We start from the raw sequence: 16189 nt of genomic DNA on the forward strand, positions 1-16189 counted from the left end.
GACCTCCCCCAACACCCCCAAGCCTGCGCGCAAAAAAACCAAGCCTGCCTCCCCAGCCAAAGCCGCCACGCCCCGGGAAAAGGCCAGCCTGCATCCGCGCAATCGTCACCAGGGGCGTTACGACTTCCCGCAACTGATCAAGAGCACACCGGAGTTGGGGCAGTTCGTGATCCTCAATCCCTATGGCAAGGAAAGCATCGACTTCGCCGACCCGGCCGCCGTGCGGGTATTCAACCGGGCCCTGCTCAAGGCCTTCTACGGCATCGCCCACTGGGATATTCCGGCGGACTTCCTCTGCCCGCCAGTGCCCGGTCGCGCTGACTATGTGCACTTCCTCGCCGATCTGCTGGCCAGCCACAACCAGGGTGAAATCCCTCGTGGCGCGGCCGTGCGGGTCCTAGATGTCGGGGTCGGCGCCAACTGCATCTACCCCCTGATCGGCTACAGCGACTACCGCTGGCAGTTCCTCGGCTCGGACATCGACAGCACCGCCCTGGCGGCGGCCAAGGCGATTGTCCAGGCCAACGGCTTGAACAAGGCCATCAGCCTGCGCCAGCAAGGCAATCCCAAGCAGATCCTCACCGGCCTGCTGGACAGCACCGAGCGTTTCGACCTGACAATGTGCAACCCGCCCTTCCATGCCTCCCTGGACGAAGCCACCCGCGGCAGCCAGCGCAAATGGCGAGCCCTGGGCAAGGCCGATCCCAAGCGCAAGCTGCCGGTGCTGAACTTCGGCGGCCAGGCACGGGAACTCTGGTGCGAGGGCGGCGAGATCCGTTTCGTCAGTCAGTTGATCAGCGAGAGCGCGGGCGTCGGCCAGCAAGTGCTGTGGTTCAGCACCCTGGTGTCAAAGGCTTCGAACCTGCCAGCCATTGAAAGCGCACTGAAAAAGGCCGGAGCCCTGGAAAGCCAGGTGGTGGAAATGTCCCAGGGACAGAAACAGAGCCGCTTCGTCGCCTGGACCTTCAAGGACAAGGCACAGCAACAGGCCTGGGGTCAGGAACGCTGGGTTAGGAAGAACTAGAGAGGCGGGGAATTCAAAGACGATTCACCTTGCGTGAATCGGTGTCACACAAACCGTGCCCGGAAGACTTCTGAGCACGGTTTCACTGCAAGTATTACTTGTTAACAGCGTCGGTCAGGCCTTTAGCCACAACCAGCTTGATAACTTTCTTGGCAGCGATTTCGATGGCAGCGCCAGTCGATGGGTTACGGCCAGTACGGGCAGGACGCTCGGTCACTTTCAGTTTGCCGATACCTGGCAGAGTGATTTCGCCGCCATTTTCCAATTGATCAGCAACGATCTGAGCCAGTTGGTCCAGGGCGTTACGCGCGGTGGTTTTCGGCGCGTCGATAGCTTCAGCGATATCAGCGATCAGTTGGTCTTTAGTAATAGCCATTGTGGTGTTCCTTCCCTATCAAATTCATTTGGATTGCAGAGTGCAGTGTCAGCCATCGAGCCAGATCTTGTGAATCTGGCACCCCGGTTACAACCACGACAGATCGGGGTTATAGATACCGAAATCAGGGTTTGGTTCGACCCGACAAATGCTGAATGCACGCTTAACGCTGAGACATCGCGTAAGACGGGGCAAAACTAGCACACAGACGGGGAAATATCCGCCTCTACCTAGCCATTTGGTCAGCTTTATTGCTCTAAATCGGTAAAAAAATGCATAAGCCTTACCGAGGAGCCGTTCATCACCCGGCAAACCGCGCCAAAACCAGCGGGTGCGGTACACTGGGCACTTTTTCGGGGAGCCCGCCCTCCCCCTTCAATCAGCCGAGAAGCCCATGCCGATCCGTCATTGCATCGTCCACCTGATCGACAAAAAACCCGACGGCAGCCCAGCAGTCCTGCACGCCCGCGATTCCGAACTGGCAGAGTCCGCGGCCATCGAGAACATGCTCGCCGACCTCAATGAAAGCTATAACGCCAAACAGGGCAAAGCCTGGGGCCTGTTCCACCCCGAGTCCGGTGCGTTCCCCTTCAGCGGCTGGCTGAAGGAGTACCTGGAAGGCGGCCAGGACTTCACCGCGTTCAGCCGGGTGGCGGTGGAGCATCTGCAGAAGCTGATGGAAGAGTCCAACCTGTCGGTGGGCGGCCACGTACTGTTCGCCCACTACCAGCAAGGCATGACCGACTACCTGGCGATCGCCCTGCTGCACCACAGTGAGGGCGTGGCGGTGACCGACCAGCTGGACGTGACGCCGTCCCGTCACCTGGACCTGGGCCAACTGCATCTGGCGGCGCGGATCAACATCTCCGAATGGCAGAACAACAAGCAGTCCAAGCAGTACATCTCCTTTATCAAGGGCAAGAACGGCAAGAAGGTCTCGGAGTATTTCCGCGACTTCATCGGCTGCCAGGAAGGCGTCGACGGCCCGGGCGAGACCCGCACCCTGCTCAAGGCCTTCAGCGACTTCGTGGAAAGCGAGGACCTGCCGGAAGACTCGGCCCGGGAGAAGACCAAGACCCTGGTGGACTACGCCAGCAGCCAGGCCAAGCTCGGCGAACCCATGGGCCTGGAAGAACTCTCGGAACTGATCGACGAGGATCGCCCCAAGGCCTTCTACGATCACATCCGCAACAAGGACTACGGGCTGTCACCGGAGATCCCCGCGGACAAGCGCACCCTGAACCAGTTCCGCCGCTTCACCGGTCGCGCCGAGGGCCTGTCCATCAGTTTCGAGGCCCATCTGCTGGGCTCGAAGATCGAGTACGACGAAGAAGCCGGGACCCTGATCATCAAGGGCCTGCCAACCCAGCTGACCGACCAGCTCAAGCGCCGTAACTGATGCTCCAGGGGGTGTTGAAGAAGTTCCTGCTGATCCTGCTGGTGGTGGTGACCTACCAGCACTGGGGCAAGATCGAACGGCTGTTCAACCCTTCGGCAATGGTCAGCGAAGAGACCCGCGAGCATGCCCGGGTGGTGCTGTACGCCACCGATTGGTGCGGCTACTGCAAGGCCACCCGGCGCTTTCTCGATCAGAAGGGCATTCCCTTCCGGGAATTCGACATCGAGAAAGACGCCGCGGCACGCCAGGCCTACACCGCCCTGGGCGGTGCCGGGATTCCGATCCTGGACGTGAATGGCACCCTGATCCGCACCTACGACCCCGACGCAATCATGGCCGCGCTGAAGCCCTAAGTGCCGTTTCGCTTGCCAGCGAAGGCGGCGGCCGCTCGTTCGTCGAACCTGGGAACGCCTTCGCAGGCAAGCCAGCTCCTGCAGATATGCATCACTGGGCCTGGATGCGAAAGCCCAGCCGTGGGAAGTGCACGTGGACCACTCCGGCACGTGGATCTTCACGGCGCAGGATCAGCTCTTCAGTACCGGCGAACAGCAACTCGCCCGCCACCGGGTCGACACCGTAGTCAGTCGCGGCAATCACCACCTGCTGGCCCGCCTTGAAGCCGTTGGGGTCGACGAACTGTTCATCTGGCAGCGCCGCCGGGGTGGCACTGCGCGAGACCTCGAGGGCCTCTTCGGCGCTCATTTCGGTGAAGGAGCCATGCCCGAAACCCAGGACCCGCGCCAGCCAGCCAGCAACCGCCGGGTAGTCGTCCACCAGCGGCGCGGTCACCGGCGTGCCCTTGAGGAACCACAGCGGGTGAGCCAGGGCAATATCGGCAATCGACGGTTGGCCAAACAGGAAGTCCCCGGGCTCGCGCTGCAACTGCTGCTCCAGGCGCGCCATGAGGGTCGGCCACTGATGCTTGGCCACCTCCAGAGGCAGCCGGCTGGCGCTGCCGCCACTGAACAGCCCGGCACGGTCGGCCATGAAGGCCTTGACCGCTTCCGGCGGCAGCTTGCCGAAACGCACGGCTGCGGATTCAGGCTGGAATACCAGGGTCACCGCGTGCTGGAACACTACCGAATCGACCCAGGCGGCGAAGGCCGCACTGATCATTTCCTGGCCTTCGGGAAACAGCGCAGGCGAGGATTTTTCCTGCTCCAGGCGGCGCGCGATCAAGGCCGTGTCGCAATAGATATCCGCGCCGACCTGCAACACCGGGGTCTTGCGATAGCCACCGGTCAGGGCGGTCAGGTCGGGCTTGGGCATCACCGGGGAAATCTTCACCGAGCGCCAGGACAGACCCTTGAAACCCAGCAGCAAGCGGGCTTTTTCCGCAAAGGGAGAGGTCGGGTAATGGTGGAGAATCAACTCTGACATGCTGGGGTCCGCCGGAAGAGGGAGAGCGCTGAGCTTAGCGCGCAATCCGTGGACGGCCTACAGATCCGGCTGATGAGAACCTATCAGTCAGATTGATGCCGCGGCGGTGGCCGAAGCCACCAGGCATTCCTTGGCACTCTTCCTGAGCTTCTTGATCAGCCGCTCCTGGCGCAAGGCTTCGCCCTTGTCCCGGCAAGCCTCGGTATAGACCAGCGCCACCGCCGGGCTGGAGAGAAAGAAACGCGCGCCCTTGCCGCTCTGGTGCTTGGCGAAGCGCTTCACCGGGTCGTCGCTGATACCGCAGTACAGGGCACCGTTGGCCGCCCGCACCAGATACACGAACCAGGGCTTGGCGTCAGTGGCAGGCTGCGCCGTTTCGGCACTGGAGGATGAAAGAGGGCTGGTCACAAAAGGTATCGAGGCCTGTGGATAACAAGCCGCGATCTTAGCAGAGGATGGCTTTCAGCGACCGCTCTGGAAGGCCTTGAGCCCCTTGCGCGCCTGGGCTCGAACAGCATTCTTGAGCAGCGGCGTCCAGCCCAGCAGCAGGCCCTTGGTGCCCAGGGCCTGGCGCGCCCAACGCCACATGTCGAACTGATCGTGATGCTCGCAGATCTTGCCGTCGCGAAACACGAACCGGGCCTGGATATCGTTGATCACCGTATTGCCGGTCTGGCTGAACAGGTAGGTGGCAACCCAGTGCGCGCCGCCGGAATTCGAGTCGGCACGCACCTGATCGAAAGTCAGGGAAAAGTCCTTGGCACGGGAGGTGAGCATGCGCCACATATCGCCGGCATCACGCCCGCGCAACTCGCCGAACGCCGGGTCACTGAACAGCACATCCTCGGTGTAGCAGGCGCTCATGGCCTCGGCATCCAGGCGCTGGAAAGCCTGATAGAACTCGGTGATCAGGGCGCGATGGGCATCACTCATGAACGGACTCCGAAAGGGCAAGGGGGATGCAGCACAATAATCCGCAACCCCGGCGAACACTATCGGCATTTACCGGGCAAATAGCGCAAGCAAGGCCCGTCAGATTCTCTCGCTCTGCACCTGCACATGCAGCGAACGACCGGCGCCCAGCCCGGCAATGATCGCACCGCAGCCCAACACCGCGAAAATCCAGCCCACAGCGTTCCAGCCCCCGGTCCAGTCGTGCACCAGGCCCACCGCAAACGGCCCCATGGAAGCCAGGGTGTAGCCGATGCCCTGGGCCATGCTCGACAGGTTGGCCGCCACATGGGGGTCCCGGGAGCGCAGCACGATCAGGGTCAGGGCCAGGCTGAAGGTGCCGCCCTGCCCCAGGCCCAACAGGACCGCCCAGCCCCACAGGCCCTCGATGGGCGCGTACAGGCAACCGAACAGGCCGCCCAGGGTCATCAGCATGACAATCACGATGGCCAGGCGCTGGTCCTTGCCCCGGGTCGCCAGCCAGGGCGCCGCCAGAGAACTGGCCAATTGCACGATCACCGAACCGGACAGCACCAGCCCGGCCTGGGTCGGGGTCAGCCCACGGCCGATCAGGATCGACGGCAACCAGCCAAACACGATGTACGCCAGGGAGGATTGCAGGCCCATGTACAGGGTTACCTGCCAGGCCAGGCGGTCCCGCAACAGGCCGCGCACGCGAAAGGCCACATGGTGAGCACCGTGCTTGTGCCCCACCTGAGGCAACCAGAACAGGGCCGCCACCAGCGCCGGCACCACCCAGAAGCCCAGCCCCATGGCCCAACTGCCCCCGAAATGCTGGCTCAGAGGCACCGTGGCCCCCGCCGCCATCGCCGCGCCCAGGCACAGGGCCATGGTGTAGACCCCGGTCATGGTGCCCGCGTGCCGGGCGAAGTCGCGCTTGACGATACCCGGCAGCAGCACCCCGATCACGCCGATGCTGGCGCCGGCCAGGATGCTCCCGGCAAACACTCCGACCTCACCGAAGGAACTGCGCAGCACAATGCCCAGGGCCAGGGTCATGAGGATGCCCAGCACCACCCGCTCGGCGCCGAAGCGCCGGGCCAGCAGCGGCGCCAAAGGCGCGAACAGCCCCAGGCACAGCACCGGCAAGGTAGTCAGCAGCCCGGCCTTGGCGGCCGATAGCCCCAGGTGCTGCGACACATCACTGAGCAGTGGCGCCATGCTCGATAGCGCCGGACGCAGGTTCAGCGCCACCAGGATCAGCCCCAGCAGCAACAGCCAGGGGCGCTGCAGAGGCGGTGGAGCCTGCTGCACCTCCTCATCATCAGCCTCGGCGTCGATCAGCAGCTCTTCGAGCTCGGCGGAACGCCGAGGCGAGGACGGGGTTTTCGCAGGTACCGTTTGATTGGACATGGAGGTCTCGGACTCAGGATTCGTTGATCAGCTGGCGGGAAATGTTCTTGGCTCGTTCGGGGTCGCGTTGCTCGATGGCATCCAGCAGGTGTTGGTGCCGATCGAAGACTTCCTGACGCCTGGGGGTCACGGTCAGGGTCTGGCGCAACTGGGCGCCGACCACGCTGGAGAAATAGCGATACAGCTGGCTGAGGGTCGGGTTGTGGGCGGCGTCCACCAGGCGCTGGTGAAACACCAGGTCGCAGGCGATGTAGCTTTCCAGGTCGCCATGAAAGTGCCGGCCGCTGACGGCCAGCGCATCGCTCAGGGCGTGCAGGTCCTTGTCGGTGCGGCGCAGGGCGGCCAGGCCGACGGCCTCCACTTCCAGAATGTGGCGGGTTTCCCGGGCCTGCTCCAGGGAGCACTGGGACAGGGCCTGGATCATGTCCAAGGGATCGGCCACCGCCCGCAGGTAACTGCCGTCACCCTGGCGGATCTCGATCAGCCCGGAAAACGCCAGTACCCGCAGGGCCTCGCGCACAGTGTTGCGGCTGATGCCCAGCTCACTGGCCAGTTCCGGTTCGGTGGGCAGGCGCTGGCCCACGACCCAGGCGCCATTGGTGATGCGCAGGCGCAGTTGCTCCAGGGCCTGGTCGACCAGGGAACGTTTGATCAGGGGGGATATTTCGCTCATTGAACTCACTCTTTCATCCAATCATCGGACGAATTGCCTGGCATGGTATTCAGACCTTTCCCAGAGTTCAACGTTTTAGGCTGGAGCAGGCACTTTCGCCATTTCAGCCAGGCCTTGACAAAAAACCCTATAAGGGTAATTTCAATCAAGCCTCAAGGGTGTCTCATGGAAAAGAAAACACCTCATTACGACCTGTCGCTGATCAAGGCACAGGTCGTTCGGCAAGGGGCACAAGCCTTCACTCGAAGCGCGTTGCTCTGCGGCAAGGAACTCGGATTGTCCTTGGCGGCCATGCAACGAGTGATAGCCGGACTCCAGGGCAGCATGTTCTACAAATCGATGACCACCTATGGCGATCACCGGCTGTGGCAGGACGTGTATTACACCCGCATCGATAACCGGACGCTCTACATCAAGGTCACCTACCGCCCCGGTGCAGGGCCTCCGGTGATCTCCTTCAAGGAGGCAGAGACATGAAACGACAACAATGCTACAGCTGCGGCGCTCCCACCGGCATGCTGGCCTTCGAGCAGCGCAGCGAGCTCATCGACTACCGGCACCTGCAGCGTCACCTCCATGGCCTGGCGGGTTGGGAATGCCAGGAATGCGGTGAAATCGAATTCGACGCACCGAGCGCAGAACGTTACGCCGCCGCGGGCGACCAATTGCTGGAGGAGTACCGGCAGAGCGTCGCCGCCGACATGAAGCGCATCCGCCGCAAGCTGCACCTTTCCCAGAAAGAAGCGGTCAGGCTGCTGTCGGGTGGCGGGCACAATGCCTTTTCCCGTTACGAGCGCGGCGAAGTCGGCGCGCCCCAGCCGCTGTACATGCTGATGCGCCTGCTGGATCGCCACCCGCAGTTGATGAAGGACGTACTGGAGCTCAGCGAACCGCAACTGGCGCCCTCAGCCTTGAGCGACCAACCCGAACCACAGCTCGGCGCTGCCGGCCGTTGAACGCCGGGCAAAAATAAACCCGGAGCTAGTCCGGGTTTATCGTCAGCGCAGGCCCCGCTGCAGCATCAATGCAGGATCTGGCTCAGGAACAGCTTGGTACGGTCGTTCTGCGGGTTGTCGAAGAAATCGTTGGGCGCCGCCTGCTCGACGATCTCGCCCTTGTCCATGAAGATCACCCGGTTGGCCACGGTGCGGGCAAAGCCCATTTCGTGGGTCACGCAGAGCATGGTCATGCCGTCTTCGGCCAGGCCGATCATGGTGTCCAGCACCTCCTTGACCATCTCCGGGTCGAGGGCCGAGGTGGGCTCGTCAAAGAGCATGATCTTGGGCTTCATGCACAACGCCCGGGCAATCGCCACCCGTTGCTGCTGGCCACCGGAGAGCTGGCCAGGGTACTTGTTGGCCTGCTCCGGAATGCGCACTCGCTCCAGGTAATGCATGGCGATTTCCTCGGCCTTGCGCTTGGGCATCTTGCGTACCCACATCGGCGCCAACGTGCAGTTCTGCAAAATGGTCAGGTGCGGGAACAGGTTGAAGTGCTGGAACACCATGCCCACTTCCCGGCGAATGGCCTCGATCTGCTTGAGGTCGTTGGTCAGCTCCACGCCGTCCACCACGATGCGCCCCTGCTGGTGTTCTTCCAGGCGGTTGAGGCAGCGGATGGTGGTGGATTTGCCCGACCCCGAAGGCCCGCACAGGACAATGCGCTCGCCTTGGCGGACGTTGAGGTTGATGTCCTTCAACACGTGGAACTGGCCGTACCACTTGTTCACACCCTGCATCTGAATAATGCCTTCAGGGCCCACAGGCTTTTTGCTCGCTTGACTCATGGAGATACTCCTAACGCTTGTGGCCTGTGTCCAACTTACGCTCCAGGTGCATGGAGTAGCGGGACATACCAAAACAGAAAATCCAGAACACCAGGGCCGCGAAGACATAGCCTTCGGTGGCCATGCCCAGCCATTTGGGGTCGGCGGCGGCTTGCTTGACGCTGTTGAGCAGGTCGAACAGGCCGATGATGATCACCAGGCTGGTGTCCTTGAACAGGGCGATGAAGGTGTTGACGATGCCGGGAATCACCAGCTTCAGGGCCTGGGGCAGAATCACCAGGCCCATGGCCCGCCAATAACCCAGGCCCATGGCCGCAGCGGCTTCGTACTGGCCCTTGGGAATGGCTTGCAAGCCACCGCGCACCACCTCGGCCACATAGGCCGACTGGAACAGGATCACCCCGATCAGGGCCCGCAACAGCTTGTCGAAATTCATGCCTTCGGGCAGGAACAGCGGCAGCATCACCGATGACATGAACAGCACGGTGATCAGCGGCACGCCGCGCCAGAACTCGATGAAGGTCACGCAGACCACGCGGATCGCCGGCAGGTTGGAGCGCCTTCCCAATGCCAGCAGGATTCCCAGCGGCAGTGCCCCGGCGATGCCCACGGTGGCAATCACCAGGGTCAGCATCAGGCCACCCCACTGGCTGGTGGCCACCGTGCTCAGGCCCAGGTAACCGCCGTGCAACAGGCTGTAGGCAATGATCGGGTAACCCACCAGGAAGCACAGCCCGTAGATCGCCTTGCGCGGGAAGCGCGAGATGAACAACGGTGCGGCACCGATCACCGCCAGCCACACGCTCAGGTCCACTCGCCAGCGCAGTTCCACCGGGTAGTAGCCGTACATGAACTGGCCGAAGCGCTGCTGGATGAACACCCAGCAGGCGCCGCCCCTGGTGCAGTCGGCGCGAGAGGTACCGACCCAGTTGGCGTCGAGAATCGCCCAATGCAGCAGCGGCGGCACCACCAGGTAGATCAGGTAGAAGGCAAACAGGGTCAACAGGGTATTGAGCCAGTTGGAGAACATGTTGGCGCGCATCCACGCCAGCACGCCGATACTGCGGCTGGGCGGCGGCATATCGGGCTTGAAGGTATGAGTCGTCATGGGCGCTTCCTCACCGCTCGATCAGCGCAATGCGCTTGTTGTACCAGTTCATCAGCAGGGAAATGCTGATGCTGATCGCCAGGTATACGCTCATGGTGATGGCAATGACTTCAATGGCCTGGCCGGTCTGGTTGAGCACCGTGCCGGCGAACAGCGAAACCATTTCCGGGTAGCCGATACCCGCGGCCAGGGAAGAGTTCTTCGCCAGGTTCAGGTATTGGCTGGTCAGCGGCGGAATGATCACCCGCAGGGCCTGGGGAATGATCACCTTGCGCAGGGTCGGGCCGTTGCGCAGCCCCAGGGAGCGGGCCGCCTCGGTCTGGCCGTGGCTCACCGACTTGATCCCGGACCGCACGATCTCGGCGATGAACGCCGCGGTGTAGACAGTCAGGGCCAGGGTCAGGGCCAGCAGCTCGGGAATCAGTACCCAGCCGCCGACGAAATTGAACCCCGCCAGCTTCGGCATCTCCCAGTGCACCGGCGAGCCGAAGATCAGCGTGCACAACGCGGGAATCACCAACAGCAGGCCCAGGCCGCTCCAGAACTTGTGAAAAGGCACGCCGGTGGCCTCAAAGCGCCGGTTGGCCCAGCGGCACATCAGCGCGATGGCGCCGATGGCCAGGACCAGGCTTGCGACAAACGCCCAGAAACCGGGGGCCATCTGCGCCGCCGGCATGTTCAGGCCGCGGCTGCTGACAAAGAACATATCGCCAAAGTTGTGGCTGTTGCGCGGCCCCGGCATGGTCAGGAATACCGCGAAGTACCAGAACAGGATCTGCAGCAGCGGCGGAATGTTGCGGAACACTTCCACATACACCGTCGCCAGCTTGCTGATGATCCAGTTCGGCGATAGCCGCGCCACACCGATGATGAACCCCAGCAGGGTCGCGAGGATCACCCCGATAAAGGTCACCAGCAGGGTGTTGAGCAGGCCGATGACGAACACCCGGGCATAACTGTCCGCTTCGGTGTAGGCAATCAGGTGTTGCGCGATGCCGAACCCGGCGCTGCGCTCGAGAAAGTCGAAACCCGAGGTGATCCCTCGGTGCTGGAGGTTGGTTTGCGTGTTGTCGAACAGAAACCAGCCCAGCGAAACCACCGCCACCAGGGTGATGATCTGGAACAGCCAGGCGCGCACACGGGGATCGCTGAGGCTGAGCCTCTGCTTGGGTGCGCCGATTGTATTTTGCATGAAGTGCCCCAGGAATAATGGAACAGAACATCACCCGGCGGTTGGCCCGCCGGGTGATAGAACCATCAGCGCACAGGTGGTGCGTATTGGATGCCGCCGTTGTTCCACAGCGCGTTCAGGCCGCGGTCGATGGCCAGTGGCGTGCTCTTGCCGAGGTTTTTCTCGAACACTTCACCGTAGTTACCTACTTGCTTGACGATCTGCACCACCCAGTCCTTCGGCAGTTTCAGGTCTTTGCCGTATTCACCGTCCGCGCCCAGCAGACGTGCAACATCAGGGTTCTTGGTGGATTTGGCTTCAGCCTCGACGTTTTTCGAGGTGACGCCCGCCTCTTCGGCGTTGAGCATGGCGAACAGGGTCCACTTGACGATGCTGAACCACTCTTCGTCGCCCTTGCGCACCACCGGGCCCAGGGGCTCCTTGGAGATGGTTTCCGGCAGAACGACATAGTCGGTAGGGGTTGCCAGCTTGCTGCGCTGTGCGTAGAGCTGGGATTTGTCGGAGGTCAGTACGTCGCAACGCCCGGACTCCAGGGACTTGGCGCTTTCGTCAGAGGTATCGAAAGTGATCGGGGTGTATTTCAGACCATTGCCGCGGAAGTAGTCCGACACGTTCAGTTCGGTAGTAGTACCGGCTTGAATACAGATAGTCGCACCGTCCAGCTCTTTGGCGCTTTTTACGCCCAGCTTTTTGTTCACCAGGAAACCGATGCCGTCGTAATAGGTGACGCCGGCGAACACCAGGCCCATGCCCGCATCGCGGGAACTGGTCCAGGTGGTGTTGCGCGACAGCACGTCGATCTCGCCGGACTGCAGCGCAGTGAAGCGCTCCTTGGCGTTCAACTGGCTGAACTTGACCTTGGTCGCATCGCCGAACACCGCAGCCGCCACCGCGCGGCAGACGTCGGCATCGATGCCGAGGATCTTACCGGTGGCATCCGGTACCGAGAAGCCCGGCAAACCGTCACTGACGCCGCATTGCACGAATCCTTTCTTCTGTACTGCATCGAGGGTCGCACCCGCCTGTGCGAAACCGCTCATACCCAGCACCGTTGCTGCCGTGACGGCAGCCAGGGTGGATTTCAACATCTTCATTCAAACCTCCAATTTTGCTCTTGTTGTGTCGGAGCTTGAGTCCTGCCGCACCCTCATGAGGCGCTGTTGACCCGTGTCGGCTTTTTTATGGGGTCAAGCGGCGTAAGACCTTAGCTATGAGTCTAGTAGGAGAAATCCACATAATAGGGGGCCTACATCTCACCAATCGGCCGAACGGGCTGTAGCCCTTCGCAGTTCGCAAAGCCCGTAGCGGCCGGTGGCGAACCTTCATCAGAGGAGGCTGGCTATCCCATCGCCTGCGGTAGCCTGTTAGTGTTACCGCCGGCGGACAGGGCTTTCACCTGGACTCCTCTTTCTGAGCCATAGCAAAGCCCGTACCACAGTCCCGGCTAAAGCGTTTCAGCCAGTGGTCAACAGTAAAACGTTCAACCGTGCGACATCTTCTTCACCGATCAACCGGGCGCGCCCTTCACTCACGCACTCAATCAGCGCGCACGCACACAAATGGAGCAGCCATGACCGAGCCCTTGATTCTTCAGCCCAGCAAGCCCGCAGATGCCTGTGTGATCTGGCTTCACGGCCTGGGAGCGGACCGTTACGACTTCCTGCCGGTAGCCGAGATGCTGCAGGAAACCCTGCTGAGCACGCGCTTCGTATTGCCCCAGGCGCCGACCCGGGCAGTGACCATCAATGGCGGATATGCCATGCCCAGCTGGTACGACATTCTGGCCATGAACCCGGCCCGCGCCATCAGCCGTGAACAGCTCGAGGAATCGTCTGACGAGGTCATCAGACTGATCGAAGAACAACGCACCAGCGGAATAGACGCATCGCGAATTTTCCTCGCCGGTTTCTCCCAGGGTGGCGCCGTTGTACTGCACACCGCCTTCCTCAAATGGCAGGGTCCATTGGGTGGCGTACTTGCCCTGTCCACCTATGCCCCGACCTTCAGCGATGAACTGCAACTATCGGCCAGCCAACAGCGGATTCCGGTGCTTTGCCTGCACGGCCAGTACGACGAAGTGGTACAGAACGCCATGGGCCGTACCGCTTATGAGTACCTGAAGCAGCATGGTGTCACCGTGACATGGCAGGAATACCCAATGGAACACGAGGTGTTACCAGAGGAAATCCGCGACATCGGCACCTGGCTGAGCGAGCGTTTGCGCTAGAAAATCCGCGCGCCGTGCCCCCGGCGAGCAACAGACTACGCCGCGCCCGCTTCTTGCATTACACTGGCCGGCGTACATTCCTTAACCAATTGATGAGATGACCGTGCTCAAAGCACTCAAGAAAATCTTCGGTAAAAGCGAGGCTGAGCCGCTCGCGCCAAGCCCCAGTGCCCCCTCCCCCAGTTCCAGCAGCCGTCATGACGGCCGTCAGCCGGAACGGAGCGCACCCGCTACCGCAGCTAAAAAAGAACCGGTGAACACACCGGCTACCCCTTCCGCTCCCAAAGCCCCACGCCAAGAGAAGCCCAAGGCCGAGCAACCCAAAGCTGAGCAGCCGCGTCGCCCGCGCGCGCCGAAACCGCCGGTCAGCACCTGGAAACTCGAAGACTTCGTGGTCGAACCCCAGGAAGGCAAGACCCGCTTCCACGACTTCAAGCTCGCTCCGGAACTGATGCACGCCATCCAGGACCTGGGCTTTCCCTATTGCACGCCAATCCAGGCCCAGGTGCTGGGCTATACCCTGGCGGGCAAGGACGCCATCGGCCGGGCCCAGACCGGTACCGGCAAGACCGCCGCATTCCTGGTGTCGATCATCACCCAGCTGCTGCAGACCCCGCCGCCCAAGGAGCGCTACATGGGCGAACCACGGGCGCTGATCATCGCTCCGACCCGGGAGCTGGTGGTACAGATCGCCAAGGACGCCGCGGCGCTGACCAAGTACACCGGCCTCAACGTCATGACCTTCGTTGGCGGCATGGATTTCGACAAGCAGCTCAAGCACCTGGAAGCGCGCCACTGCGACATCCTGGTCGCCACCCCGGGCCGCCTGCTGGACTTCAACCAGCGCGGCGACGTGCACCTGGACATGGTCGAAGTCATGGTGCTGGACGAAGCCGACCGCATGCTCGACATGGGCTTCATCCCGCAGGTACGGCAGATCATTCGCCAGACACCCCCCAAGAGCGAGCGCCAGACCCTGCTGTTCTCCGCCACCTTCACCGAAGACGTGATGAACCTGGCCAAGCAATGGACCACCGACCCGGCCATCGTCGAGATCGAAGCCGAGAACGTCGCCAACGCCAACGTCGAACAGCACATCTATGCCGTGGCCGGCGCCGACAAGTACAAGCTGCTGTACAACCTGGTCACCGACAACGGCTGGGAACGGGTGATGGTCTTCGCCAACCGCAAGGATGAAGTGCGACGCATCGAGGAACGCCTGGTACGCGATGGGGTGAACGCCGCCCAGCTGTCCGGCGACGTGCCGCAGCACAAGCGGATCAAGACCCTGGAAGGCTTCCGCGAAGGCAAGATCCGGGTCCTGGTGGCCACCGACGTGGCCGGCCGCGGCATCCACATCGACGGCATCAGCCACGTGATCAACTTCACCCTGCCGGAAGTGCCGGACGACTACGTGCACCGCATCGGCCGGACCGGTCGCGCCGGTGCCGACGGCGTATCCATCAGCTTCGCCGGCGAAGACGACTCCTACCAGCTGCCATCGATCGAAGCCCTGCTGGGCCGCAAGATCAGCTGCGAGATGCCGCCCGCCGAACTGCTGCGCCCGGTGGAGCGCAAGCGCCCGCAAGCCTGACGGCCGGCGCTCCCGCGGCGCCCCGGCAACCTGGAGAAACGCAGCCCGACCACAGGCTGCGTTTTTTTTCGCCTGGATATTGCCCATCAAAACTAAAAGTCCATAATAGACAAATTAGTTTAAATCCAGGAAGCCCTTGCATGTCCAGCACGCCTTACGTGATTGCCCGCCCCGAGGCCCGTCAATTGCTCGAACGCATCGACGTGCCGCAGATCCTGCGCAAACTGTTCCGCGACCTGGCTGCCGGGCTCGCCGTGCAACCGGCGCAGCAACTGGTGGAGTTTCCCCAGGGGGCCGGCGACTTCATCAATTACCTGGGGGTGCTGGCCGAAGACCGGGTGTACGGGGTCAAGACCTCGCCCTACATCGTCCGTACCGAAGGTGCGCTGGTTACCGCCTGGACGTTGCTGATGTCCATGGACAGCGGCCAGCCGTTGCTGCTGTGCGACGCCGCCGAACTGACCACCGCCCGTACCGCGGCCACCACAGCGGTCGCGGTCGACGCCCTGGCGCCCCCCACAACCCGGCACCTGGCGATCATCGGTAGCGGCGCGGTGGCCCAGGCGCACTTGCGCTATGTGCAGGACCTGCGCCCCTGGCAGAGCATCCGCCTCTACTCCCCGAGCCTGGCGAACAAGCCCGCCGCGGAGCTTGCCCGCCTGCAAGCCCTCGACCCGCGCCTGCAACTGGTGGCCCGGCTTGAGGACGCCACCGAGGGCGCCGATGTGATCATGCTCTGCACCTCGTCCGCCGGCCCCGTGCTGGATCCGAGCAGCCTCGGCAAGCCGGCGCTGATCACCTCCATCAGCACCAATGCGCCACGGGCCCACGAAGTGCCGCCCGCGGCCCTGGCACAGATGCAGGTCTACTGCGACTACCGGCGCACCACACCGGGCTGCGCCGGTGAAATGCTGATCGCCGAAGAACAGCACGGCTGGGACAGTGCGGCGATTCTCGGCGACCTGCCGGAGCTGCTCAGCGAACAGGCCCCGCTCCCGGATGCCGAACGCCCGGTGTTCTTCCGTTCCATCGGCCTGGGCCTGGAAGACATCGCCCTGGCCAATGCCCTGTACCACCTGCGGCGCCCGCAGTAACCACTGCTGCT

The 16189-nt window shown here is 62.5% G+C and carries 19 protein-coding genes; 8 read left to right on the top strand and 11 right to left on the bottom strand.

Translation table 11 applies throughout. The features are described 5' to 3' along the window. Nucleotides 1-1024: 23S rRNA (adenine(1618)-N(6))-methyltransferase RlmF (rlmF, locus tag A9971_RS14735; protein WP_183001975.1), on the top strand; the 1024-nt coding region annotated here is incomplete at its 5' end. Between the two features lie 94 nt (nt 1025-1118). On the opposite strand, the gene A9971_RS14740 is transcribed toward rlmF, so the two are convergent. Next, nucleotides 1119-1400, bottom strand: coding sequence for an HU family DNA-binding protein (locus A9971_RS14740; protein WP_003440137.1), 282 nt, complete (start codon nt 1398-1400; stop codon nt 1119-1121). Between the two features lie 394 nt (nt 1401-1794). Between A9971_RS14740 and yejK the strand changes: the two genes are divergently transcribed. Further along, nucleotides 1795-2799, top strand: a complete 1005-nt coding sequence (gene yejK / locus A9971_RS14745; protein WP_015634258.1) for a nucleoid-associated protein YejK — start codon at nt 1795-1797, stop codon at nt 2797-2799. Next, a complete protein-coding gene (locus A9971_RS14750; RefSeq protein WP_011059410.1) occupies nt 2799-3152 on the top strand; it encodes a glutaredoxin family protein in 354 nt (117 codons plus the stop codon). The genes yejK and A9971_RS14750 overlap by 1 nt, the downstream gene beginning before the upstream one ends. A 91-nt stretch (nt 3153-3243) precedes the next feature. Here A9971_RS14750 and A9971_RS14755 read toward each other — a convergent pair whose 3' ends face one another. From A9971_RS14755 to A9971_RS33205, 6 genes are all read right to left on the bottom strand, one after another. Then, complete coding sequence (locus A9971_RS14755) at nt 3244-4179, bottom strand: glutathione S-transferase family protein (protein WP_015634257.1); 936 nt, start codon at nt 4177-4179, stop codon at nt 3244-3246. An 87-nt stretch (nt 4180-4266) separates the two neighbouring features. Continuing rightward, entirely contained in the window at nt 4267-4587 is a 321-nt protein-coding gene (locus tag A9971_RS14760) for a GIY-YIG nuclease family protein (protein ID WP_011059408.1), read from the bottom strand. Between the two features lie 54 nt (nt 4588-4641). Continuing rightward, nucleotides 4642-5112 carry a nuclear transport factor 2 family protein gene (locus A9971_RS14765; protein ID WP_011059407.1) on the bottom strand — a complete coding sequence of 157 codons (471 nt, stop codon included), beginning with the start codon at nt 5110-5112 and terminating at the stop codon, nt 4642-4644. A gap of 99 nt (nt 5113-5211) precedes the next feature. Then, complete coding sequence (locus A9971_RS14770) at nt 5212-6504, bottom strand: CynX/NimT family MFS transporter (protein ID WP_053156472.1); 1293 nt, start codon at nt 6502-6504, stop codon at nt 5212-5214. A gap of 13 nt (nt 6505-6517) precedes the next feature. Next, nucleotides 6518-7177: a FadR/GntR family transcriptional regulator gene (locus A9971_RS14775; protein ID WP_041116097.1), complete on the bottom strand. Its 660-nt coding sequence runs from the start codon at nt 7175-7177 to the stop codon at nt 6518-6520. A 5-nt stretch (nt 7178-7182) separates the two neighbouring features. Beyond that, entirely contained in the window at nt 7183-7326 is a 144-nt protein-coding gene (locus A9971_RS33205; protein WP_350404221.1) for a hypothetical protein, read from the bottom strand. A 16-nt stretch (nt 7327-7342) separates the two neighbouring features. Between A9971_RS33205 and A9971_RS14780 the strand changes: the two genes are divergently transcribed. After that, entirely contained in the window at nt 7343-7654 is a 312-nt protein-coding gene (locus tag A9971_RS14780) for a type II toxin-antitoxin system MqsR family toxin (protein WP_041120555.1), read from the top strand. After that, nucleotides 7651-8133 carry a type II toxin-antitoxin system MqsA family antitoxin gene (locus A9971_RS14785; RefSeq protein ID WP_015634254.1) on the top strand — a complete coding sequence of 161 codons (483 nt, stop codon included), beginning with the start codon at nt 7651-7653 and terminating at the stop codon, nt 8131-8133. The genes A9971_RS14780 and A9971_RS14785 overlap by 4 nt, the downstream gene beginning before the upstream one ends. 65 nt (nt 8134-8198) lie before the next feature. Here A9971_RS14785 and A9971_RS14790 read toward each other — a convergent pair whose 3' ends face one another. The 4 genes from A9971_RS14790 to A9971_RS14805 form a co-directional block, all read right to left on the bottom strand. Next, complete coding sequence (locus A9971_RS14790; protein WP_011059402.1) at nt 8199-8963, bottom strand: amino acid ABC transporter ATP-binding protein; 765 nt, start codon at nt 8961-8963, stop codon at nt 8199-8201. Nucleotides 8964-8973: 10 nt separating this feature from the next. Continuing rightward, nucleotides 8974-10071 (bottom strand): amino acid ABC transporter permease, encoded by a 1098-nt coding sequence (locus A9971_RS14795; protein WP_011059401.1) that lies wholly within the window; start codon nt 10069-10071, stop codon nt 8974-8976. A gap of 10 nt (nt 10072-10081) precedes the next feature. Further along, a complete protein-coding gene (locus tag A9971_RS14800; protein WP_011059400.1) occupies nt 10082-11263 on the bottom strand; it encodes an amino acid ABC transporter permease in 1182 nt (393 codons plus the stop codon). A 65-nt stretch (nt 11264-11328) separates the two neighbouring features. Beyond that, nucleotides 11329-12357, bottom strand: coding sequence for an amino acid ABC transporter substrate-binding protein (locus A9971_RS14805; RefSeq protein WP_011059399.1), 1029 nt, complete (start codon nt 12355-12357; stop codon nt 11329-11331). Nucleotides 12358-12833: 476 nt separating this feature from the next. Here A9971_RS14805 and A9971_RS14810 point away from each other — a divergent pair, with 476 nt between their 5' ends. The 3 genes from A9971_RS14810 (at nt 12834) to A9971_RS14820 (ending at nt 16178) form a co-directional block, all read left to right on the top strand. Beyond that, on the top strand, nt 12834-13490 hold the full coding sequence (locus tag A9971_RS14810; RefSeq protein WP_011059398.1) for an alpha/beta hydrolase: 657 nt from the start codon (nt 12834-12836) through the stop codon (nt 13488-13490). A gap of 97 nt (nt 13491-13587) precedes the next feature. Then, on the top strand, nt 13588-15084 hold the full coding sequence (gene rhlB, locus A9971_RS14815) for an ATP-dependent RNA helicase RhlB (RefSeq protein ID WP_015634252.1): 1497 nt from the start codon (nt 13588-13590) through the stop codon (nt 15082-15084). A 140-nt stretch (nt 15085-15224) separates the two neighbouring features. After that, nucleotides 15225-16178, top strand: coding sequence for an ornithine cyclodeaminase family protein (locus A9971_RS14820; RefSeq protein WP_077933386.1), 954 nt, complete (start codon nt 15225-15227; stop codon nt 16176-16178). Nucleotides 16179-16189 lie beyond the last annotated feature (11 nt).

It is taken from the genome of Pseudomonas sp. UME65 (assembly GCF_014170225.1).
Classification (GTDB): Bacteria; Pseudomonadota; Gammaproteobacteria; order Pseudomonadales; family Pseudomonadaceae; genus Aquipseudomonas; species Aquipseudomonas protegens.